The sequence below is a fragment of the Thalassobellus citreus genome, from assembly GCF_044385915.1.
Classification (GTDB): Bacteria; Bacteroidota; Bacteroidia; order Flavobacteriales; family Flavobacteriaceae; genus Thalassobellus; species Thalassobellus citreus.
Genome location: NZ_JBISCC010000120.1, coordinates 143,589 through 167,575, shown reverse-complemented (window position 1 = coordinate 167,575; position 23,987 = coordinate 143,589). Strand labels below are relative to the sequence as shown.

Annotated in this window: 21 protein-coding genes; 16 read left to right on the top strand and 5 right to left on the bottom strand. The window is 30.2% G+C overall.

What is annotated here, in order from left to right; all coding sequences use genetic code 11:
* Positions 1-58: 58 nt before the first annotated feature.
* Entirely contained in the window at positions 59-685 is a 627-nt protein-coding gene (gene pth / locus ACH5TX_RS05695) for an aminoacyl-tRNA hydrolase (protein ID WP_439338566.1), read from the top strand.
* Positions 686-699: 14 nt separating this feature from the next.
* Here pth and ACH5TX_RS05690 read toward each other — a convergent pair whose 3' ends face one another.
* Complete coding sequence (locus ACH5TX_RS05690; protein ID WP_439338565.1) at positions 700-3,357, bottom strand: zinc-dependent metalloprotease; 2,658 nt, start codon at positions 3,355-3,357, stop codon at positions 700-702.
* Positions 3,358-3,439: 82 nt separating this feature from the next.
* Here ACH5TX_RS05690 and ACH5TX_RS05685 point away from each other — a divergent pair, with 82 nt between their 5' ends.
* From ACH5TX_RS05685 to ACH5TX_RS05620, 14 genes are all read left to right on the top strand, one after another.
* On the top strand, positions 3,440-4,375 hold the full coding sequence (locus ACH5TX_RS05685; RefSeq protein WP_439338564.1) for a bifunctional riboflavin kinase/FAD synthetase: 936 nt from the start codon (positions 3,440-3,442) through the stop codon (positions 4,373-4,375).
* Positions 4,376-4,489: 114 nt separating this feature from the next.
* Positions 4,490-5,761: a serine--tRNA ligase gene (gene serS, locus ACH5TX_RS05680; RefSeq protein WP_439338563.1), complete on the top strand. Its 1,272-nt coding sequence runs from the start codon at positions 4,490-4,492 to the stop codon at positions 5,759-5,761.
* A gap of 542 nt (positions 5,762-6,303) precedes the next feature.
* Complete coding sequence (locus ACH5TX_RS05675; protein WP_439338562.1) at positions 6,304-8,088, top strand: tetratricopeptide repeat protein; 1,785 nt, start codon at positions 6,304-6,306, stop codon at positions 8,086-8,088.
* 38 nt (positions 8,089-8,126) lie between these two features.
* Positions 8,127-8,450, top strand: coding sequence for a DUF4286 family protein (locus ACH5TX_RS05670; RefSeq protein ID WP_439336150.1), 324 nt, complete (start codon positions 8,127-8,129; stop codon positions 8,448-8,450).
* Between the two features lie 71 nt (positions 8,451-8,521).
* Positions 8,522-9,313, top strand: a complete 792-nt coding sequence (gene rsmA, locus ACH5TX_RS05665) for a 16S rRNA (adenine(1518)-N(6)/adenine(1519)-N(6))-dimethyltransferase RsmA (RefSeq protein ID WP_439338561.1) — start codon at positions 8,522-8,524, stop codon at positions 9,311-9,313.
* Between the two features lie 21 nt (positions 9,314-9,334).
* Positions 9,335-10,708 carry a magnesium transporter gene (mgtE, locus tag ACH5TX_RS05660; RefSeq protein ID WP_439338560.1) on the top strand — a complete coding sequence of 458 codons (1,374 nt, stop codon included), beginning with the start codon at positions 9,335-9,337 and terminating at the stop codon, positions 10,706-10,708.
* Between the two features lie 295 nt (positions 10,709-11,003).
* The gene (locus tag ACH5TX_RS05655) at positions 11,004-11,939 is read left to right on the top strand and encodes a 2-hydroxyacid dehydrogenase (RefSeq protein WP_439338559.1); all 936 of its coding nucleotides are present in this window, start codon (positions 11,004-11,006) and stop codon (positions 11,937-11,939) included.
* A gap of 8 nt (positions 11,940-11,947) precedes the next feature.
* The gene (locus tag ACH5TX_RS05650) at positions 11,948-12,871 is read left to right on the top strand and encodes an AraC family transcriptional regulator (protein ID WP_439338558.1); all 924 of its coding nucleotides are present in this window, start codon (positions 11,948-11,950) and stop codon (positions 12,869-12,871) included.
* 73 nt (positions 12,872-12,944) lie between these two features.
* Entirely contained in the window at positions 12,945-13,409 is a 465-nt protein-coding gene (locus tag ACH5TX_RS05645; protein ID WP_439338557.1) for a DUF1801 domain-containing protein, read from the top strand.
* A gap of 65 nt (positions 13,410-13,474) precedes the next feature.
* Positions 13,475-14,245: a sulfite exporter TauE/SafE family protein gene (locus tag ACH5TX_RS05640; protein ID WP_439338556.1), complete on the top strand. Its 771-nt coding sequence runs from the start codon at positions 13,475-13,477 to the stop codon at positions 14,243-14,245.
* Between the two features lie 92 nt (positions 14,246-14,337).
* Positions 14,338-14,790: an NINE protein gene (locus tag ACH5TX_RS05635; RefSeq protein WP_439338555.1), complete on the top strand. Its 453-nt coding sequence runs from the start codon at positions 14,338-14,340 to the stop codon at positions 14,788-14,790.
* A gap of 94 nt (positions 14,791-14,884) precedes the next feature.
* A complete protein-coding gene (locus tag ACH5TX_RS05630) occupies positions 14,885-15,208 on the top strand; it encodes an ArsR/SmtB family transcription factor (RefSeq protein ID WP_439338554.1) in 324 nt (107 codons plus the stop codon).
* A gap of 95 nt (positions 15,209-15,303) precedes the next feature.
* The gene (locus ACH5TX_RS05625) at positions 15,304-15,798 is read left to right on the top strand and encodes a DUF6428 family protein (protein ID WP_439338553.1); all 495 of its coding nucleotides are present in this window, start codon (positions 15,304-15,306) and stop codon (positions 15,796-15,798) included.
* A gap of 11 nt (positions 15,799-15,809) precedes the next feature.
* Positions 15,810-16,430 carry an arsenate-mycothiol transferase ArsC gene (locus tag ACH5TX_RS05620; protein WP_439338552.1) on the top strand — a complete coding sequence of 207 codons (621 nt, stop codon included), beginning with the start codon at positions 15,810-15,812 and terminating at the stop codon, positions 16,428-16,430.
* Between the two features lie 46 nt (positions 16,431-16,476).
* Here the strand turns inward: ACH5TX_RS05620 and ACH5TX_RS05615 are convergent, their stop codons facing one another.
* The 3 genes from ACH5TX_RS05615 to ACH5TX_RS05605 are packed head-to-tail and all read right to left on the bottom strand — an operon-like array spanning position 16,477 to position 20,060.
* Entirely contained in the window at positions 16,477-18,306 is a 1,830-nt protein-coding gene (locus ACH5TX_RS05615) for a GNAT family N-acyltransferase (protein WP_439338551.1), read from the bottom strand.
* A gap of 22 nt (positions 18,307-18,328) precedes the next feature.
* Positions 18,329-19,579 (bottom strand): aspartate kinase, encoded by a 1,251-nt coding sequence (locus ACH5TX_RS05610; protein WP_439338550.1) that lies wholly within the window; start codon positions 19,577-19,579, stop codon positions 18,329-18,331.
* Between the two features lies 1 nt (position 19,580).
* Complete coding sequence (locus ACH5TX_RS05605) at positions 19,581-20,060, bottom strand: GNAT family N-acetyltransferase (protein ID WP_439338549.1); 480 nt, start codon at positions 20,058-20,060, stop codon at positions 19,581-19,583.
* Between the two features lie 122 nt (positions 20,061-20,182).
* Between ACH5TX_RS05605 and fbp the strand changes: the two genes are divergently transcribed.
* A complete protein-coding gene (gene fbp, locus ACH5TX_RS05600; protein ID WP_439338548.1) occupies positions 20,183-21,190 on the top strand; it encodes a class 1 fructose-bisphosphatase in 1,008 nt (335 codons plus the stop codon).
* Between the two features lie 74 nt (positions 21,191-21,264).
* On the opposite strand, the gene ACH5TX_RS05595 is transcribed toward fbp, so the two are convergent.
* Positions 21,265-23,835: a carboxylesterase family protein gene (locus ACH5TX_RS05595; protein WP_439338547.1), complete on the bottom strand. Its 2,571-nt coding sequence runs from the start codon at positions 23,833-23,835 to the stop codon at positions 21,265-21,267.
* Positions 23,836-23,987: the final 152 nt, after the last annotated feature.

Genomic DNA, 23,987 nt, shown 5'->3' with positions numbered 1-23,987 from the left:
TTAAAAAGCATTCTGTTTATTCAGGATGCTTTTTTATTTTTACAAAAACAATCTTTTTATGTGTAGATTTTTGTTTCAATTATTTAATAAGAAAGCACATATTAAAGAGCAAGATTATATGAAGAAATATTTAATTGTTGGCTTAGGGAATATAGGAGGAGAATATGCCAATACGCGTCATAATATAGGTTTTAAAATATTAGATTATTTTGCAAAAGAAGAAGATTTTACGTTTGAAACTCAAAAGCTAGGAGATATAGCTACATACAAACTTAAAGGTAGAACTTTTGTATTCTTGAAACCTAACACCTATATGAATTTAAGTGGTAAAGCGGTTTTGTACTGGTTAACTAAAGAAAAAATTCCTTTAGAGAATTTATTAGTAATTACAGACGATTTAAACTTACCTTTTGGAGGTATTAGGCTTAAAATGAAAGGAAGCGATGGTGGACATAATGGGTTAAAGGATATTCAAGAAAAGCTAAATACCACAAAATATAACCGTTTTAGGTTTGGTATAAGTGATGCATTTAGTAAAGGAAGGCAAGTAGATTATGTTTTAGGCGAATGGACCGATGAAGAAAACAAAGGTTTAAATGAACGCTTAGAAAAATCTGTAGCACTTATAAAATCTTTTGCACTTGCAGGCGTAAATAATACGATGAATACTTTTAATGGAAAATAAAATAGAGCTTCTTTTTATTCAATTATAATTTTTCTGGTAGATTGTTTAATACCGTCACTAACATTTAAAATATAGATGCCTGATTGTGCATTTTTTAAGCTAATTTTTTTATTAAAATCAGTCCTATTTTCAAAACTGTTTTTATAAATACATCTACCTCTTAAATCGTAAACACCAATATTAATTTTATTTTTATTTAAAGTTGTACTATTTAGTTTAATGATAAATTCTCCCTTATTAGGGTTTGGGTAAACTTTAAAATCAACAAAATCAAATTCATTAATACTTAGAGGTGTTTCTGTTGTTTCGCAAACTTCTATAAACCAAGAATTTAATGTTCCTGTGTCTCCATTTTCAAAATCACCTAACTTAATTGTCCAACTCCCAAAAGTATTTTCACCATTAAAACCAGTTAGTAAATCATTAATAGATTTAGAAGCAATATTACTTGCAGCATTAGAACAATTATAAGTAATAGCACTATCATCAAAAACCCCAACAATATTCTCCTCAGAATCGCAGTCATTAGAAGATTTTAGTAATAGTTCTGTGCCATTAGGGCTTAATATAGCAATAGCTAAATCTCCAATATAGGAATGTGAAATGTCTAAACCAATATTAATATCTGAAATAATTGAAGAATCATTAATGTTAAAGATATGACTTTCAGTAAAATCAGCTCCATTGTCAGTAATAGACAAACCTAAATTTGAAGGCGAATTATATTGAGTACAAGTAGTATTTACAATATAATCTATTGCAAAATCTTCAGAATTTATTGCAAAGAAATTATTATTTGTTGGTTCAATCATTAGTCTACAATAAGGTGCAGGTGTGTTTGGTACAGTAAGCGAATAACTTCCATTGTTAGGAATATTATTTACAATAGTATTATAGGTTAAACCGCCATCTGTTGAAAGCAAAATATTAACATTTGAAGCTCCTGTTAATGTATTGGTGTTATTTACATTCCAGGTAATTGTTTCGGAAGTACCGCTTGCCCATAAAATTCCTGATGTATTTTGAGAGGTAATTTCAAAAGGGCCAAAAGAAGTATCAAAAGTAACTTCCATATCATCATGAGCATTGTTTGCGCCACCAGTTTTATTATCTCTAACAGTTAATCTAAAATCTGCAGTTCTATCTGTGTTTGGTATTTTTTCCCATTGCGTGGAGTTTATACCAAACTTAAGGTCTGTTAAATTAGGAAAATACCTTGTGCTACTTGTTGTTGGAGAATACGATCTAAAAAGAATGGAGTTAGAATTACTTGAATTCGAATTTGGATATATAGTTGCTGCGTTATCTTCATTAATTTGTTCCCAGCAAAAAGTGATAACATCTCCATCAGTATCACTACCAGCCCCATTAAGTTTAAAAGCTGTACCTATAGGTAATAGTAAATCGCTACCAGCATTTGCTGTAGGTGTTGTATTTCCAGTATTTACAATTGAAGCACAAGACGTACTTTTTATATAGGTAGTAACTTGCTCTATAGATATGGCATGAAAGTACGCATCACTATGAGATTGAACATTTGTAGAGCCAGTAATACCTGCATATCCCATAATTGTTGAGCCGCTTCCTGGTTCCATTTGAACATCTTCTCCCTCATTTCCATCATGTGTCCAAGTGTGATTAGCTCCAAATTGATGTCCTATTTCATGTGCTACTAAGTCTATATCAAAATTAAATCCATCAGGACTTGTGTCTGATGTATATCCACTCCCTTTTATGCCATCAACACAAACACACCCAATACATCCAGAGTTTCCATCAAACCCTATTGCAGATAATAAATGACCAACATCATAATTTGCTTCTAGAATTTGAGTGTCTAAAGTTGTTTGTAATTCAGAAGCGTAATTTGAAAATCCTGAGTAAGGATCTGTACCAGAATCTAAATATATTACAGCATCATTAGTTGCAATTAATTGTAGAGATACATTAAAATCGTTTTCAAAAACAGCATTTACATTGCTTATAGTTGATACTAAAGCAGCATTTACTGACGCTAATGTTCCTCCATGAAAAGAAGCATATTCACCAGTAACAGAAATTGCTAATTTGTAAATTCTTTTTTGACTGTCATCAGCATCTTTTATGCCAAAATATTTTGATGATTTTTTTAAATTAGAATTTATTGTAGAACAATTAAACTTATCTGTTTTAGAATTATCAGATTTGTTTAATACCGTAAATTGGTTCGTTAATTTAGAATTAGCTTCGAAAATTTGAGTTTCTTTTTTCCCTAAAACAATTCCTGATAAACCTTTATAAGGAGATAAACTAAATCTTAAATATGCTGATGGAGTATCTATACCGTAACCTATATAAGATTTTATTTCAGGATATTTAGCTTGTAAATCAGGATGCATAACTGACGATTCTTCAATTTTGAATCTTTCAAATTCGCCATTAGTGTTAGGTAAACTTATTATTATGTTGGGTGTTTTTTCTTTAGAAGATTTTTTTGAAGTATTTGATAACGCATTTGATAATGCCTTGTAATCAAATTCAAAAGTAATTCCTTTTTCAAGACCTTTACTTTTTGTTTTAGATTGTAAAGTGCTGCTCTTTTCAATTTTAGAAAATAAATTATTTTGTCCAAAAACCGAAAAACTAATCAAAAATATGGTAGTTGCTAAAACATAATGTAGTTTTGCTTTCATAAAATATTATTTGGGGTAATCTTATTTAACATTACTTACAAATTTAGTTTTTTTTTAATTAAAATGGCAATTAGTGCTTTTTATGAGCGAGGTTAAAAATATTGAAGCGTATAAATCTAAAGAATCTACAGTAGTTACTATTGGTACTTTTGATGGTGTACATATTGGGCATCAAAAAATAATTAAGCGCTTAATAAATAATGGTATAGAGGAAGGTTTAAAATCTGTAATTCTTACTTTTTTTCCACATCCTCGCATGGTTTTACAAAAAGATTCAAACATTAAATTAATTAATACGATTGATGAGCGAAGTCAAATTTTAAAAGATTTAGGGTTAGACTATTTACTTATTAAAAAGTTTACGAAAGATTTTTCGAGACTTTCTGCCGAAGATTTTGTAAAAGAATTGTTAGTCGATAAGTTGCATGCAAAGAAAGTTATAATAGGCTACGATCATAGATTTGGAAGAAATAGAAACGCTGATATAAATGATTTAAAAACTTACGGAAATTTGTATGGTTTTGATGTAGAAGAAATTTCGGTGCAAGACATAGATGATGTAGCTGTAAGCTCTACAAAAATTAGAAAGGCACTAAGCGAAGGTGATATTGCAAAAGCCAATAGTTTTTTGGGATATAATTTTATGTTAACAGGAACGGTTGTAAAAGGTAAAGCTTTAGGAAGGCAAATAGATTACCCGACGGCTAATATTTTAATTGAAGAAAACTATAAGTTAATACCAAAACAAGGATCATATATTGTGAGTTCTGTAATTGATGATGTGTTAGTTTATGGTATGATGAATATAGGTGTAAACCCAACAGTTAATGGCGAAAAAGAAACTGTTGAAGTTCATTTTTTAAATTATAGTAAAGATATTTACGGTAAAGAAATTCAAATAGATTTGTTAGAGCGTATTCGCGATGAGAAAAAGTTTGAATCGGTTGATGCTTTAAAAATTCAATTAGCAAAAGATAAAGAAACCACGCTAGAATATATAGCAAAACATTTTGGTTAATAATAAATTACTTAATTATATAATTTCTTTTCATCAATTTTTTAGAAAGTTAGTTTCAAAAAATTCCTTACTATCTCCGCAATTCCCTAAATTTGTCGCTTAAATTTTAAACAAATGTTACAAGTACCTTTTATTAGAGAGAACAAAGATTTGGTAATTACTCAATTAGCAAAAAGATGTATGGATGCTACGAGTATAATTGATGCCGTTATTACTTTAGATGAAGATAGAAAACGTATTCAGACTTCATTAGATAATACGTTGGCAGAATCTAATGCATTATCCAAAGAAATAGGGAATTTGTATAAGTCTGGTGAAGCTCAAAAAGCAAACTTGTTAAAGGAAAAAACCAGTCAGTTAAAAGAAACATCAAAAGAATTGACTGATGAACTTGGTAATAAAGTTAATGAGTTAAACGAATTGCTTTATAAAATACCAAATGTTCCAAATGCGATTGTTCCTCCTGGAAATTCGGAAGAAGATAATGAAGAGGTTTTTAAAGAAGGAGCTATTCCTGTTTTGCATGAAGGCGCATTACCGCATTGGGAATTAGCAAAAAAATATGACATTATAGATTTTGAACTTGGTAACAAAATTACAGGTGCTGGATTTCCTGTTTACAAAGGAAAAGGTGCTAGATTACAACGTGCATTAATTGCTTATTTTTTAGATAAAAATACAGCAGCAGGGTATACCGAATATCAGTTACCCCATTTAGTAAACGAAGCATCTGCTTTTGGTACAGGACAATTACCAGACAAAGAAGGACAAATGTATCATGTTACTGGAGATAATTTATATTTAATACCAACAGCAGAAGTGCCAGGTACTAATATTTTTAGAGATACATTACTTAATGAAAGCGATTTACCTATTAGTATTACAGGGTATACACCATGTTTTCGTCGTGAGGCAGGAAGCTATGGCGCGCATGTTAGAGGTTTAAATAGATTACATCAGTTTGACAAAGTTGAAATTTTACGTGTAGAACACCCAAGTAAATCTTATGAAGCTTTAGATGGTATGGTAAATCATGTTAAAACCATTCTACAAGAATTAAAATTACCATATAGAATTTTAAGACTTTGTGGAGGCGATCTAGGATTTACGTCTGCTTTAACTTATGATTTTGAAGTGTTTTCAACAGCTCAAGACCGTTGGTTAGAAATTTCATCAGTATCAAATTTTGAAACTTTTCAAGCAAATCGTTTAAAACTTCGTTTTAAAAATAGTGAAGGTAAAAACGAACTAGCACATACATTAAACGGAAGTTCTTTAGCGTTGCCAAGAGTACTTGCTGGTATTATAGAAAATTATCAAACTAAAGATGGTATTGTTATTCCAGAAGTGTTACAACCTTATACTGGTTTTAGTATTATTGATTAAAAATATCACATTAGAAAAAGAAAGTAAAAACCTTCAATTTTGCAGGTTTTTGTATTTATAATCGATTAAGCGCAAGATAATTAAGTTGTTTAACGATTTTAGGTTCATTTGTTTTGTGTTTTGGTATTTGTTTTTGACATTAGCATACCCAAACCTAGTAAACTTAACCTACCATGAAAAATGTTAAACGCCTTGTGCTTTTATTTGCATTGATTTTTTTCGCAAGTAAGGTTTTATTTTCAGATTTCGAAATTTATAAATCCGAAAATAAAACAGCAGTAATTGTAAGCAAATAATTAACGGTTTTATGAAAATTATACCTTAATACAACGTGTTAAGGCTTCATTTATAATGGATATTTTTAATAAAAATTAAAGATTGTCCCCAATCATGTACGACATTGTTTTTTTAATTAACAGTTAGTTAAATAAAATAGGACATTTATTTTGGTTGGTTAGTGCCCGAATTTTATTCGGGCATTTTTTTATAATAATATTTAAACGAGTTCAACATCTAAAAATCACAATTGTTATATTTACAGCATGAGATTTTCAATTCTTTTTATTGTATGCCTTTTTACTAGCACTATTATGTTTGCTCAGGCAGATGATATACTTGCTAAAGACTATTATAAAAATGGCGAATATGAAAAGGCTTTGCATGAATATAAAAATCTATATAAAAAATCGCCTTCTAATATTACGTATATAAATCAAATAGTTAGTGCACATCAACAGTTAGAACAATATAAAGAGGCTGAGGCTTTTTTATTAAAATTATTAAATCGAGCAAAATATCCTGCTTTTATAGTAGAATTGGGATATAATTATCAACTTCAGAACGATTTAGAAAATGCTACTATAAATTACAATAAAGCACTTGCTACTATTGATGATAGACCAATTAATGCAATGTCTTTGGCTAGAACTTTTCAAAGTCACTCGCTTTTAAAAGAAGCTATTGTTTCTTATGAAAAGGCAATGTTGTTAAAACCCGATTATAATTTCAATTTACAATTAGCTCAACTATATGGCGAACAAGGAAATATTGAAAAAATGTTTATAAGTTATATTGATTTTGCCGAAAAAAACCCAGCGTCATTAAGTAATATAAAGCGTCAGATAAATGGTTTTATAAGTGAAGATGGCATGAACGAAAACAATATGTTATTTCGAAAAATTCTGCTTAAAAAAAACCAGCAAGAGCCTAATTTATTATGGAACACCTTATTGAGTTGGCTATTTATTCAGCAAAAAGATTTTAAAAAGGCATTTATTCAAGAAAAAGCTATTTTTAATAGGCAACCAGAAAGTTTAAATAGTATAGAAGATTTAGCCGACATAGCTTCTAGCGAAAATGATACTGAAACAGCTAAAGAAATATACACGTATATAATAGAAACAGCTCAAGATCAAGACACATTATTAAACGCGCAATACAGGTTACTTCAATTAGAAATAAAAGAAGCAGTAAAAGAAGATTATAATAGTATCAAGACTAAATATTTAGCTTTATTTGAAGAATTTGGAAACTTTTCACAAACGTTAAACCTTCAAATTTCATACGCGCACTTTTTAGCTTTTTATATGAATGAAACAGCTAAAGCAACTTCATTTTTAGAGAAAACCTTAAAATTGCCTTTAACCGAATTACAAAAGGCAGCTGTTAAATTAGAGTTAGGCGATATTTTAGTATTACAAGAAAAATTCAATCAAGCATTAATTTATTACACACAAATTCAGAGGAATTTAAAAAACAGTACTATTTCTCAAGAAGCTAGGTATAAAGTAGCAAAAGCAAGTTATTATAAAGGCGATTTTAAATGGGCAGAATCTCAGCTTAAAATTTTAAAAGCATCTACATCTCAGCTTACAGCTAATGATGCACTCGAATTAAAACTACTTATTACAGACAATAAATATGAAGACTCTCTACAAACAGCACTAAAACTATATGCTAAAGCCGATTTGTTAGCTTTTCAAAATAGAAATAATGAAGCTATAAATTTATTAGATAAAGTTTTAAACGAACATAAAACAGAGCCTATTATAGCACAGGCATTATATAAACAAGGGCAATTGTTTGAAGGAAAACAACAATTTGAAAAAGCGGCTACAAATTATAAGTCTATTATTGCTAACTATCGTGATGGTATTTTAATAGACGATGCCCTATATAAATTAGCAGAGCTGTATACAAAGTATTTAGAGCAACCCGAAGAAGCAAAAGCATTATACGAGCAAATTCTTTTTAATCATGCCGATAGTATTTATTTTGTTGAAGCTAGAAAACGTTTTAGGGCTTTACGGGGCGATGCTATTAATTAGATAATTAAACAGACTTAACAAAAAACGAATAACTTCCAATGTACATATATAACGTAACAGCAAACATAGACGAATCTATTCACGATGAATGGTTAATTTGGATAAAACAACATATTCCAAAAGTGTTAGCCACCGGTAAATTTGAAAAAGCAACTTTAACCAAGGTTTTGGTTGAGGAAGATATGGGAGGACTTACCTATTCGGTACAATATCGTTCGTATTCTCGTGAAGCTTTAGATGCTTATTTTAGAGACGATGCCGATAAGTTAAGAGAAGAAGGCATGAAAAAATTTGCCGATAAAATGTTAGCTTTCAGAACCGAACTTCAAATTATTGATGAGTATACGGTAAACTTTAAATAGTTTTTGTTATTCCTGTAAAGGCAGGAGTCCATTTAATAGATTACTTTTGCATTTCAAACATCCGTAAATTCGTGGCATATAACAACCAAAATCAAGTTAAAGCAAAGAAACATTTAGGGCAACACTTTCTAAATGATGAATCTGTAGCGCAACAAATTGCCGATACACTAGCTTTAAAAAACTATAAAAATGTTTTAGAAATTGGTCCAGGAATGGGTGTTCTTACTAAGTATTTACTTAAAAAAGACATCACAACCTATGTTATTGAAATAGATACCGAATCGGTAGAATATTTACAAGCCAATTACTTAAATCTGGCGTCTAGAATTATAGAAAAAGATTTTTTAAAATACGATTTAAACGAAGTTTTTAAAGAAGAACCTTTTGCAATAATAGGCAATTTTCCATATAATATTTCAACACAAATTGTTTTTAAAACATTGGAAATGCGTAATCAAATTCCAGAATTCTCTGGAATGTTTCAAAAAGAAGTTGCACAACGTATTTGCTCGAAAGAAGGTAGTAAAGTATATGGTATTTTATCGGTATTAGTACAAGCATTTTATGATGCCGAGTATTTATTTACTGTACCACCAAATGTTTTTAATCCGCCACCAAAAGTAGAATCTGGTGTTTTAAGACTTACTAGAAAAGAAGATTATTCATTACCATGTGATGAAAAGTTGTTTTTTAAAGTTGTAAAAACAGCCTTTCAGCAACGTCGAAAAACCATTCGTAACAGTTTAAAAACATTGAATTTAAGCGATAGTTTAAGAGAAGATAGTATCTTTGGGAAACGTCCAGAACAATTAAATGTGCAACAGTTTATAGAACTTACCCAATTAATTGAAAAAGACGTTTAGAATTTTTTAAATTTTTTCCATTTGTTAGAAGAAAACGAAAACATACAATTTCAGTTAACCGATGAACTTATTGAGCAAGTTGAGTTACTTATCGAAAATAAAAGCGATAAAGAACTTCGAACCTTATTAGATGAGTTTCATTACGCCGATATTGCCGAAATTTTAGATGAATTAAATCTAGAACAGGCTATGTATGTTATTAAGCTTCTAGATTCTGAAACAACTGCAGATATTTTAATGGAACTCGATGAAGACAATCGAGAAAAAGTTTTAAAAAATCTATCATCAAAAGAAATAGCCGAAGAAGTTGAAGAGTTAGATACCGATGATGCTGCCGATATTATTGCCGAATTATCAGAGGAACGCCAACAAGAAGTTATTTCTCATATTGAAGACGAAGAGCATAAAGAAGAAATTACAGAACTTCTTGCCTATGATGAAGATACTGCGGGTGGGCTTATGGCAAAAGAGCTTGTTAAAGTTTACGAAACATGGACGGTTGCTGGTTGTATGCGAAGAATTCGCGGTCAAGCCGAAGAAGTAACACGCGTACACTCCATTTATGTAGTAAATAAGCAAGAAAAACTTATTGGTAGACTGTCTTTAAAAGATTTAATTGTTGCTAAAAGTGACCGAAAAATAGCTGATCTAGTTAAAGTAAATGTAGACTATGTTAATGTACATGATGATGTTGAAGATGTTGCTAGAGTCATGCAAAAATACGATTTAGAAGCCATTCCTGTAGTTGATGATAACCATAAACTGTTAGGGCGCATTACTATTGATGACATTGTAGATGTCATGAAAGAAGAAGCCGAAAAAGATTATCAATTAGCAGCAGGTATTACACAAGATGTAGAGGCCGATGATAGTATTTGGGAACTTACAAGAGCAAGAATTCCATGGCTCTTTTTAGGACTTATTGGAGGTATAGGAGCTTTTTTAATTATGGGCGGTTTCGAAGAATCATTTAAGGGAGGTGCTTTTAAACTTTTCTTTTTCACACCTTTAATAGCAGCAATGGCAGGTAATGTTGGCGTGCAATCAAGTGCTATAATTGTACAAGGTCTTGCTAACGACGATGTTAAAGGAAGTATTAATAGCCGACTAATTAAAGAAATGCTTTTAGCTGCATTAAACGGTTTAATATTAGCTGTTTTTTTATTCCTTTTCGTATGGATTACGCAATCTGATTTTAATTTAGCGCTTGCCATTTCGGTATCACTTGTTGTAGTTATTATTGTAGCAGGATTAATTGGGACATTTGTACCTTTATTTCTAGATAAGCGAGGTATAGATCCAGCAATTGCAACAGGACCATTTATTACAACAAGTAACGATATTTTTGGCATTTTAATCTATTTCATGATTGCCAAACTTATTTTAGGAATTTAAATCGAAAAGAATCTCCCTAAGATTTGTCTTGGGGTTTCCTTAGAAATTGACATTCTCGTGAAAACGGGAATCTAAATAATTTTTTATTTCGGGCGTTCCCTTTATCCTGAATTTAGTTCAGGAACAGGTCGCGCTTTCCGTTATATCTTTTTAAAAAGGTTCTAGCTAATTACTAAGTTATCTGTTACCTGTTAAATCTATCGCTTCATTAAAATCAGTTTTATCATTTTTTAAAAAGGATGCCACTGCAATCGCTAACGCAAAACTTCGTAAATTTGAACCTTAATTTTTTCAAATGAAAATCCTTCACCTCGATACCAATCACGAACTATTAATAAATCAACTAAACGATTTAGGATTTACCAACCACGAAGATTATACATCTTCAAAAGAATACATTGAAGCTAAAATTCAAGATTACGATGGCATTGTTTTAAGAAGCCGATTTACCATAGATAAACAATTTTTAGATGCCGCAAAAAACCTGAAATTTATTGGTCGTGTTGGTGCAGGATTAGAAAATATAGATTGCGATTATGCCGAAACAAAAAGCATCACCTTAATCGCAGCTCCCGAAGGCAACCGAAATGCTGTTGGCGAGCATGCTTTAGGTATGCTTTTATCTTTGTTTAACAAACTTAATAAAGCTGATGCCGAGGTAAGACAAGGTAAATGGCTACGCGAAGACAATCGAGGTTTTGAGTTAGATGGAAAAACCGTTGGACTTATTGGCTATGGCAATATGGGAAATGCCTTTGCAAAAAAGCTACGAGGGTTTGATGTACAGGTACTGTGTTATGATATTAAAACAGGCGTTAGTAACGAAAATGCGAAGCAAGTTACCTTGCAAGAGTTTCAAGAAAAGGTAGATGTTCTTAGTTTACATACGCCACAAACACCGCTCACTTTAGGAATGATAAATTCCGATTTTATCAATGCTTTTAAAAAACCGTTTTGGTTCATAAATACAGCACGTGGTAAAAGTGTTGTAACATCAGATTTGGTGTCAGCATTAAAAACAGGAAAAATATTAGGAGCAGGACTCGATGTTTTAGAATATGAAAAAGCATCGTTTGAAAACTTGTTTACAGATAAAATGCCTGAGGCTTTTCAATATTTAATAGATTCTGAAAACGTATTACTATCTCCTCATGTAGCAGGATGGACAATAGAAAGTAAGGAGAAACTCGCTCAAACGATTGTCGATAAAATTAAAGATAAATTTTGTTAGTTTATTAAATGAGTAATTCAGAAAATGATATACAACCCGATTATATTTTCAGAATAAATAAAGCTTTAAAGTTTATTGATGCTAATCTTGATTCTAATTTAACATTAGATAAGGTTTCCAAAGTAGCTTTATTTTCTCCTTTTCATTTTCATAGAATATTTAAAGCCATTACAAATGAAACTTTAAATTCATACATAACTAGAATACGCCTTGAAAAAACAGCTTCTGTTTTAATACGAAAAAAAGACGTGTCAATTTCAGAATTGTCTTTACAATATGGTTTTACAAGTAACACATCATTTACAAGAGCATTTAAAAAGTTTTATGGCGTATCTCCAAGTGAATTTAGAAAACAAAGCCCAAGTAAATTTAGCAAGATACGTCAAGTTGAAAGCAAGAACGGACAAGAAAACTTAGTTTTCGAAAAATACATTTGCAACATTAATAATCTAAAACAATGGATAGAAATGAATGCAAAAATTGAGATTAAAGAAACGCCGGAACTAAAATTAGTAAGTATTACTCAAATAGGCGTTGATGGTATTGAACATACTTTTGAAAGATTAAAAAAATGGGCCATTCCTAAAGGGTTTATGAATAATCCTGAAGCTAAATTGGTTAGAATTTTTCATGATAGCTTTAAAATTACAGCATCAAATAAAGTGCGAATGAGTATTGGTTTACTAACAAACGAGCTTTTTAATAATGAGGGAGAAATTATATTAGAAACCATTAAAAAAGGGAAGTGTATTGTCGCGCGTTTTGAGATAACACCAAATAATTTTGAAACATCATGGAGTAGTCTTTTTATTTGGATGAATGAGAATGGCTATAAAAAAGCATCACAAAATCCTTTCGAAATATATCATAACGATTTTAGAACGCATCCAAAAAATATATGCATAGTAGATTTTTATATTCCTATTGAATAAAGAATAGAAACATTCTAGTTTTAATTTTTATATCTTTAAATTCAGGAATTCTTCAACGTAAATAATTTCAGTCATGCAATATAAAGCTAAATCACCAGAAGATTATATAAGTCAAGTACCAGAAACGCGTCAATCTATTTTAAATAAACTGCGTTTAGTTGTAAATGAAAATTTACCTAACGGATTTGAAGAAGGCATACAATATGGCATGATTGGGTATTTTGTGCCTCATTCAATATATCCAGCTGGTTATCATTGCAAACCAACAGAACCATTACCTTTTATGAGTTTTGCATCACAAAAAAACTCTATAAATTTTTATCATATGGGTATTTATGCAAATCCAGAATTGTATACATGGTTTGTAAACGAGTATCCTAAACATAGCAAATACAAGCTAGATATGGGTAAAAGTTGCATTCGGTTTAAAAAAATGGAAGCCATTCCTTTTGAATTAATTGGAGAATTAGTTTCTAAAATGACAGTAAAAGATTGGATAACACTTTATGAAGCTAATTTTAATCAAAGTAAAAAATAATAGTATTTTAAATTGAAATTTTGCAACTTGAAGTTAAGTTGTTTTTTTTAACAAAACGTAGCCTATTGTCTTATTTAGAAATTCTTCAATCACAAAATTTGTCTCTTTTACAATGGGTCTTTATAGGATTAGCCTTTTTTTTATTAGGTTTATCTAGATCTGGAATTAAAGGCATAGGTATTATTATTGTGGTTATTCTAGCCTTTGTGTTTGGTGAAAAAGCATCTACAGGAATATTGTTACCTATGCTTATATGTGCTGATGTTTTTGCGGTTATTTATTATAATAGGCATGCACAGTGGGATATAATTAAAAAATTAATTCCTTGGATGATTGTTGGTGTTTTGGTTGGTGTTTGGGTAGGAAATGATATTTCAGAGATCTTGTTTAAAAGACTTATGGCAATCATTATTATTGTGTCAGTATTAATCATGTTTTATTCAGAAAGTAGAAAATCTAACAAAGTACCAACAAATAAATTGTTTTCAAGTGTAACTGGATTTTTGGCCGGTTTTACAACTATGATAGGTAATTTGGCTGGACCTATTTCTAATATATATTTTCTTGCTATGCGCTTCCCAAAGAATGAGTTTATAGGAACAGCAGCTTGGTTATTTTTCATCATAAATGTTTTTAAATTACCTGTTCATATTTTTGTTTGGAAAACTATTACTATAGAAACTTTGGTTTTAAACTCTGTTTTAATTCCACCGGTTATAATTGGTTTTTTCTTTGGGGTTTATATTGTTAAACTTATTTCCAATGTAAATTATAGACGTTTTATATTAATTGTTACTGCTATTGGTGGTTTATTATGTTTTTCAGATAAATTTTAAATTTATGTAACGTTTTCTCTATTTGTGTGTCATAAATTAAAATAGGTTTATTTTTATTAACTTTATATCCTAATCAAAATTATTTTATAATTATGTCTGATGAAAAAAATTTAAGCGACGACCTAAACGATATGTTGGGAGACGCAAAAGATGGCGCTAAAAAAGCAGCCGATAAAGCAGGAGAATTTGCAGAAGATGCAAAGGAAAAAGCTAAAGAATTTGCTGAGGATGCTAAAGAAACAGCTTCAGAATTTGCAGAAAGTGCTAAAGAAACCTTTGGTAAAGCAACTGGTGAAAACAAAAAGGTATTAGCTGGAGTTTTAGCTATATTATTAGGGCCTTTAGGTGTGCATAAGTTTATTTTAGGATATAATAAAGAAGGAATTATATTATTAATAGTAACATTTGTTCTTGGTTTTATAACTTGTGGTTTAGGTGCTGGGTTAACTGGTATTATTGGTTTAATAGAAGGTATTATGTACTTAACCAAATCTGATGAAGAGTTTTATAACACATACCAAGCTGGAAAAAAACCTTGGTTCTAATTATATAGATATTTTAAAAAAGTCAAAAAAATACGTTTTGACTTTTTTATTTAAAATTAACATCGTAATATTGCAATATATAAATAACAAAGATATGGGAATTACTAAAACGGATATGTTTACCGAAAATCAAAATGATCTAGCACAGTTTTTTAAAGTACTAGGTCATCCAGCACGTGTTGCCATTCTTCAATATATAAGTAGTCAAAATACTTGTATTTGTAATGATTTAGTTGAGGAAATTGGTTTAGCACAAGCTACGATTTCGCAACATTTAAAAGAATTAAAAAGTATTGGTTTGCTTAAAGGAGAAGTAGAAGGGAAAAGCATGTGCTATTGTATTAATGTAGAACGATGGATAGAACTCCAGAATCAATTAAACATGTTTTTTAATACAACTAAATCTAACTGTTGTTAAACTTTTTGTCATTCCTGCGAAGACAGAAATCTTTTAAATTGAAAATAAAATAAAGAAAAAATTTCCTCTTTTGAGGAAAATAAAATTACTTAATTATGAAAACACAAGAATTATTTAAAGCACTAGAAGATAATAAAGACAAATCTTTATTGTTTGAATACGCTCCTAATTTATTAGTTGGAGCTAATTATCATATTACTGAAGTGAAACATTTAACAATAGATTCTGTTGATTGTGGTTCGCAAACAGATGCATGGAAAGAAACTATTATTCAACTTTGGGAAAGTCCTAGTGAATTAGGAAAAACAGAATACATGACAGTTTACAAAGCATTAGCTATTCTTAAAAAAGTTGGTAAAATGAAACCTTATGTTTTAGATGCTGAGGTGAAATTTGAATATAGCAATGCAACATTTCATACGGCACAGTTATTTGTTAACGATTTTGATATACGAGGCAATAATTTAATAGTTAAATTAGCCGTTGAAAAAACAGATTGTAAAGCCAAAGAGATATGTGGTGTTCCAGAGGTAGAAGAAACGGTTTCAAGTAACGAACCTTGTTGTTCACCTGATGGAAATTGCTGTTAATTATAGATGATATGAATAAAACATTATTTGCTGAAATTTCTAATAGTATAGATTCACTAGAAATAAATGAAATTTCTGAGGAAAGACAAGAAACCCTTCAAGGTTTAATTGATTATTTAAAAGATAAGCTTGAAGCAAAGCAACCTATTCGCTTAAATTTTATTTGCACGCATAATTCACGCCGTAGTCATCTATCTCAAATTTGGGCACAAACTATGGCTGCTTATTTTAATATTAATAATGTATCTTGTTATTCTGGAGGTACAGAAGCAACCGCCATGTTTCCAAAAGTAGGAGAGACTTTAACAAATCAAGGATTTAAAATTTCTAAACTATCCGAAGAAGAAAATCCTGTTTATAGTATTAAGTTTTCTGAAAACGAACCTGCTGTTATCGCATTTTCTAAGCAATTTAGTGATGATTTTAATCCTGCTTCAGAATTTGCAGCAATTATGACTTGTTCTTCAGCAGATCAAGGCTGCCCTATGGTTTTTGGATGCGATAAACGTATAGCAATAACTTATGAAGATCCTAAAAAATCTGATGGTACACCACAGCAAACAGAAACATATTTAAAAAGAAGTTTACAAATAGCAACCGAAATGAAATTTGTTTTTGCTAGTTTAACTTAGCTATATAATTGAAAATTAAAACAGAAGCTTTTTTAGAGTTTCTGTTTTAATCTCCATTATTGCCCATAAATTTACGTTCTAATTCTGCTTGAAATTCTTCCATTACTGGTTTTACAGTGCTTTCAGGTAAGTCTGCAATTTTAATATACATAAGGCCGTCAACAGAGTTGTTAAATAATGGGTCTACATTAAATGCTACTAAGCGAGCATTTTGTTTAATGTATTTTTTAAGCAGTACAGGCAAGCGTAATGCTCCTGGTTCAATTTCATCAATAAACTTATCGAACTTGTTTAAATCAGCTTCAGTTTCATCAAAAACAAAATCTTTATCGGCATCTTTAAGTTTTACTTTAAACTCTTTTTTAGGATGTACGTATTGCGCAATATAAGGATCGTAGTAATGTGATTTCATAAACTCTATCATCAATGATTTAGAGAAATTTGAAAACTGATTACTTATACTAACACCGCCTATTAAAAATTTATGTTCAGGAAAACGCAATGTGGTATGCACAATACCTTTCCAGAGTAAAAATAAAGGCATGGGTTTTTGTTGGTATTCTTTAATAATAAAAGCGCGTCCCATTTCTATAGACTGGCTCATCATTTTATAAAGTTCTGGCTCAAACCTAAACAGGTCTTGTAAATAAAAACCATCTATACCATAGCGTTCAAATATTTTCGAGCCTAAGCCCATTCTATACGCTCCTGCTAGAACTTTCTTTTCATTATCCCACAAAAACATATGATGATAATAAGAATCAAAAGTATCTAAATCTATAGCTTCATTGGTGCCTTCTCCTATTTCTCTAAAAGTGATTTCACGTAAACGACCAATCTCTCTAAGAATGTTAGGGATTTTTTCTGCTGGAGCTAAAAACACTTCGTAATTTTTACTTTGTAAAAGTCTAAAATCACCTTTATAAAGATCTTCAACCTCTTTTGTTACTAAAGAACCATCTACAGGTGTTACAATGTTTTTAGGAAGCTTAGGTGTTTTTAATGTTGAAGATATACTATCTAATATCTTAGATTTTTCTTCAAAGGCATTAGCAAGCATATATGTTTTTCTTCTTAAAAACTCTGAAAAATTTTCAATAGATGTATGCTCTTTTTGGTCCTTAACGGATATAGGTTTTCCAATTCTAACTTTTATAACACGACGTTTTTGAGTTAAAACTTCCGATGGTAATTTGGCTGTTCTAAACGTATCGCTAATTTTTGAAAGCTTGTAAAATAATTTACTGTTTTTAGCATGAAAATAAATAGGAACTACAGGAACTTCAGCTTTTTTAATAAGTTTTAACGCCGCTGGCTCCCACGGTTTATCAATTACAAGTTTACCATCACGATATGTTGATACTTCGCCAGCAGGAAAAATTCCTAAAGGGTGACCTTCTCTTAAATGTAAAATAGAATTTTTAAAACCGGCAATACTCGATTTTACATCTTTTCTATCCTCAAAAGGATTTACTGGCATGATGTAAGGTTTTAATGGAGCTACTCTATGCAATAAAAAATTAGCAATTATTTTAAAGTCTTTTCGCTGTTCTAACATCAGTTTTAAAAGCAGGATACCATCAATGCCTCCCAGAGGATGATTAGATACGGTTATATAAGCTCCGTCTTTAGGTAAACGCTTTAAGTCTTCTTCTGGAATTTCAAATTTAATTTGAAACTCTCCTAAAATACTATCTAAAAATACAACGTCTTTTAGGTGTTTATTTCTGTTGTAAAATTTATTTAATGTAGATATTTTCAGCGTTTTCATAAGTAACCAACCTATAAACGTTCCAATGAATCTGTACTTATCTATATTTATAGCTTTTGCTACTTCTTTGGCAGTAACTAACCCTGTATTTTGTGGTTTACTCATGAGTGTAAATGTACTAAATAGTTTATTTAGTTACTACTTGAATTGTTTCTTGCGTTAATTGTTTTAATAACACAGTTTTATCGGCCTCAATTTGAGTAATAGCATTTTCATTATAATGCCTAATTGTATAAAGAGACACATTTTCATGGCAAGTTACTTTAAATTTTGCTTTTAAGTGATGCAATAATTTTTCAAGATTATTGTAAATATTATCAACACATACTGAAAAACTTATTGCGGAGTTTTGAATAACATCGACTTTCATTTTATATAAATGTAACAGGTTAAAAATGTCACTAATATTTTCTTCAACAATGTATGAAAAATCTAAAGATGAAAGAGAAATAAGTACTTGGTTTTTCTTTACAATGAAGCAAGGAATCATGGGTTCTAAAGTAACATCTTTTCCAATTGTAGTACCTGTAGCTTCTGGGTTTAAAAACGATTTAACTAATAGAGGTATTTCTTTTCCTTGTAGAGGTTGTAATGTTTTTGGGTGAATAACAGAAGCGCCATAAAAGGCTAATTCTATAGCTTCTCGGTAAGATATTTTGTTTAATAACTGAGCATTTTCAAAATAACGAGGATCAGCATTTAAAACACCAGGAACATCTTTCCAAATGGTAACACTTTCAGCATTTAAACAATAAGCAAAAATAGCAGCAGTATAATCGCTACCTTCTCGACCTAATGTTGTTGTGAAATTATTGGCATCACTTCCTAAAAAGCCTTGTGTAATATTTAAAATAGAATTATTAAAGTTTGAAGATATTAACTGCTGTGTTTCTTCCCAATCTATATTAGCATGTCTGTAATAATTATCGGTTTTAATATAGTCTCTAGCATCTATCCAATTATTTTTTAAGCCAATAAAATTTAAATACTCACTTATAATAGTAGTAGAAATTAATTCGCCAAAGCCTATAACTTGATCATAAAGAAAATTATAATCAGGTGATTTATTAACGTTTAAAATACTTTGTAATTCATCAAAAAAAGTAGTTGTTTTTTTAAAAACGGGGTGGTTTTTATTTTCAAATAATTCTAAAAGAATATCATTATGATACTTTTTTACATCTTCAATTGAGTTTTGTAATTCAGCTTTATTTTCAAAATAATTTTTAATAACAACTTCCATGCTATTTGTAGTTTTTCCCATAGCAGAAACCACAATAAGAGTGTTTTTAAAACCTACTTTTTGTAAAACAGATGCTAAATTTTTAACACCATTCGCATCTTTTACAGATGCACCACCAAATTTAAAAACTTGCATATTATAATTTTGATATATAATCTTTAATACCTTTTTCGTTTAAATGTACAACGCGCCAGTCTTCCATAATATTGGCTCCCTTTTTTTTATAAAATGTTATAGCAGGTTCATTCCAATCTAATACATCCCAAACAATACGTTTTGCATTTTCATTATGACCGTGTTTTATAATTTCATCAAAGAGTGCAGAACCTAGCCCAGAACCTCTCATTTTTTCTCTAACTATCAAATCTTCTAGGTGTATGGCTTTTCCTTTCCAGGTGGAATATCGGTTGTATCCTAAAGCAATGCCTTCTATTTTTGAGTTTGCTTCTGCAACAAAACAAAAGAATGCCGGATGTTCACCAAAACCATCTTTTTCTAAATCTTCTACTGTTATTTTAACAGCTTCAGGCTCTTTTTCAAATTCAGCTAGTTCTTTAATAAGTTGATGGACATGTAACATATCCTTTTTTTTCGCTTTTCTTATTGTAAAATCCATAATGAATAATAATGTTTTTCAAAGATACTTTAAACTTGTGATTTGTTAAGATTAATCTCGTTCGAAAACGATGTAGTTCGTTAAATTTTATAGATATTTGTACAAACTAAAATAACATCTTTATGTCTCATAAAAAGCAAACATTAGGGGAATTTATTATTGAAAACCAATCATCTTTTAAATACTCTTCGGGTGAGTTATCTAGTTTACTTAATTCTATTAGGTTAGCGGCTAAGATTGTAAACCATGAAGTTAACAAAGCGGGTTTGGTTGATATAATTGGTGCTGCCGGCGATACTAATATACAGGGTGAGGACCAACAAAAGTTAGATGTTTATGCAAATGATAAGTTTATACAAACGCTAACTAAGAGAAATATTGTTTGTGGAATTGCAAGTGAAGAAGAAGATGATTTTATAACTATTAATAGTCAAGATGAAAATCATCAAAATAAATATGTTGTTTTAATAGATCCGTTAGATGGTTCATCAAATATTGATGTAAATGTATCTGTAGGAACTATTTTTTCTATTTATAGAAGAGTAACTCCAGTAGGTACTCCAGTTCAACTTGAAGATTTTTTACAAAAAGGAAGTGAGCAAGTTGCTGCCGGTTATGTGGTTTATGGTACGTCTACTATGTTGGTTTATACTACAGGTGATGGCGTGAATGGTTTTACTTTAAATCCAGCAATAGGATCATTTTATTTATCGCACCCAGATATGAGTTTTCCTGAAGATGGTACTATTTATTCTGTTAATGAGGGTAATTATATTCATTTTCCACAAGGAGTTAAAGATTATATTAAATATTGTCAACAAGAAGAAGGAGACAGACCTTATACATCTAGGTACATTGGTTCTTTAGTGTCCGATTTTCATAGAAATATGATTAAAGGTGGGATTTATTTATATCCACAAAGTTCAAAAAATTCTAAAGGAAAATTACGTTTACTTTACGAATGTAATCCTATGGCATTTTTAGCAGAACAAGCTAACGGAAAGTCTAGTGATGGATTTACTAGGACTTTAGATGTTGTTCCAACAGAACTACATGAACGTGTTCCTTTTATTTGCGGAAGTAAAAATATGGTAGAAAAAGCAGAAGAGTTTATGCGAAATGCTAAGTAGATAATAAACATTGATATAAAAAAAAGCGAACTGAAAAGTTCGCTTTTTTTATAAATACTAAGAAACTATTTAGGTTATTTCCATTCAAAATCACCATTTTCAACAGACCAATCATTCCCAAAAAAACCAGCACATTTCACAGCTGTCATTCCGTTTATTAAAACCTCATTGTCAAACAGTAGTAAATCAGGGAATGTAGTGCCATTAACTAAATAATGATTCATATAAGCTGCTTTCATTCCCTTTTCTCCTGTGGCTGTAACAACTCCAATACTAGCATAGTCACTGTTTTTATCGGGTACAATAAAATACATTCCCCATTGTTTCCCTTCTAGTATTTTTCCATTAAAATCTATTTCATTATTTTTAACTTGAATAGGACTATCTTTTAATAATTTTTTCCAAGCCACATTATTACTTTTATTTCCATATATAATCACATTTCGATTGGCGTATTTTTGTGTTGAAAAATCAACATCTTTTACAATCTCAACAGAACCATTTGCTCTATACCAAAAAGTTTCAGCATCAAATTTAGCTCGATTATAATACCATTCGTTTTCATTTTCAGACCCTTTTGTAGCATAAATAAACACAACATTATTTCTAAAGGCATCTTTAAAACCACCATTTCTATGAGGGCCTTTTTCTTGTAAAGAAGGAGAGTTAGACAAAGCCCAAATATTATCTGTTTTCTTAAAAAACACTTTAGTATCATTCGACACTTTAAAATTTGCTCCATCAATATCAATGGAGTTAATGGTATCCTTTATTTTTGAAAAATCGATTTCAATTAAATTTGTATTATCTGTTTTTAAGGCATAGGATTTTTCTTTTTTAAAATTAAAAGAACTTATTTTAAAAGGAATTTCTTGCTGATGTATAGTTATAAAATGTGATTTAGAAGATACACCAGGCGATCCTGTATAGAATTCTAAAGTCTTTATATCCTCATCGTTTTTTATACTATGCCATTTGAAATAATCAAAAATGGGATCCCAATCTAAGCTGTGATTTCCATACCAGTGTTTGCCATCAGGATACTCATAATAATTAAAATCGTTATGAAATTCGCCTAAACGTTTTCTCATATCTTGAGCTATATATGTAGGCACAACATTATCTTTTTCCCCATGTAAGATATAAACGCCATAATGTAAATAATTCCGAATTAGTTTCAGAGTTCTGCTTGGTGTACCTGCTCTTTTAATTATAGTTTCAACGGGAGAGTCTATATGTTTTATTTTTAAACGTTCTATGGTTTTTGGAGTCATGCCTAATTTAAAAAGATTTTCATTTGGCATTTTTAATACTTGTTTTAAAAAGCTGCCTCTATATAAAAGTAGATCAGGATATCCTGCACAAGGTGCAATAGCGGCAAATTTATCTGGATAGGTTGCTCCTAAATACCAAGTGCCATGGCCTCCCATAGAATGCCCTGTTAAGTATATATGTTTAGGGTCTGGATTGTATATTTTTTTTGCATTTGATAAAACTTCTAGAGCATCTAATCTACCCCAATCTTCCCAGGCAAAACCAAATGGTCGTCTATTGGTAGGCGCTATTATGTTGCCCCAATCTTTTTGTTTATAAGCATTAGCTTGATTAACAGCTTCTACTGATGCACCATGAACTGATAAGAACAGCGCACCATTTTTTAAGCCATAATTACTTGAAGGGGCCACACTATAATATTGTAAACTGCCATCTATATTACTTGTAAAAGTGCGTTTATGATGTTTATGGTTTGATTTAATTTGTAAGGTAATATCTTGAAAATCTATTGTTTCTTTTTTCTCATTATTTAACTGTAGATTTAATTGACTTTCACCGATTTTGGTATGTTTTGATACAGCAGCTATTTCAAAAGTAACTTTTCTAACACTCATAGGAGATATACTAGGAATATTAGAAGTTAATGTAATTCCATTAAATTTAGATGTAATAGTATGGTTTTTTATCCAATTATCACTTGCATTTACAACACGTATGGCACCTTTAAATGTTTTGTTTTCTTCTATTAATATGTCTGGGAGAGTTAAATCTCTAGTAGTGAATTGTACTTTAGTTTTCGGTTCTATAAGTCTTGCACGAATTCTAGGAAATCGTCCAACTTTTAAAAGAAACGTATTGATGCCTTTCTTTAATGTTAATGGAATTAAATTCCAACCAAAATCGTAATGGTCTCCTTCATGGGGTAGTCCATTAATTAAAACTAAGGAATGACCTGATGCTTCAAATAGTACTGTTTTTGTCTCTTTCGAATTATATGAAAAATAAATATAACTAGACCTTAAATTTTTACCAGTAAAACTATTTGTTGAATCTGTTTTTATTGATTTCCATATCATTTCGTTGCCCAAATAATCAATATCAAAAACATCATTATTTTTAACTTTGTATTTAGGGTCTTTTAAAAACTTATCAAAAATTTGGTCTTTTGGAAATGATGATGACTCAAAACCAAGCTTTTTAGTCTCTAAAATAAATGCAGATTTGAAGACATGTAAAAGTTTGCCTTCTTTAATATCATTCACTTTTTCTTTTCCAAAATATTCTACAATATTTCCTGTTTTATTCTGGGAGGAAAGAATATTAGCTGAAAAGAAAACAAAAAGAAATATAGAATAATTAATTTTAAGCATAACAAATTTGATTTAAAAGAATTGTAGTAATTAATAAAAATAATTACTACATCCTAGTTTCAAATATATTTCGACTAATAACTATAGGTACGAGTTAAATAACAAATAAAAAGCCTCAACATATGTTGAGGCTTTTTATTTGTTATTTATAT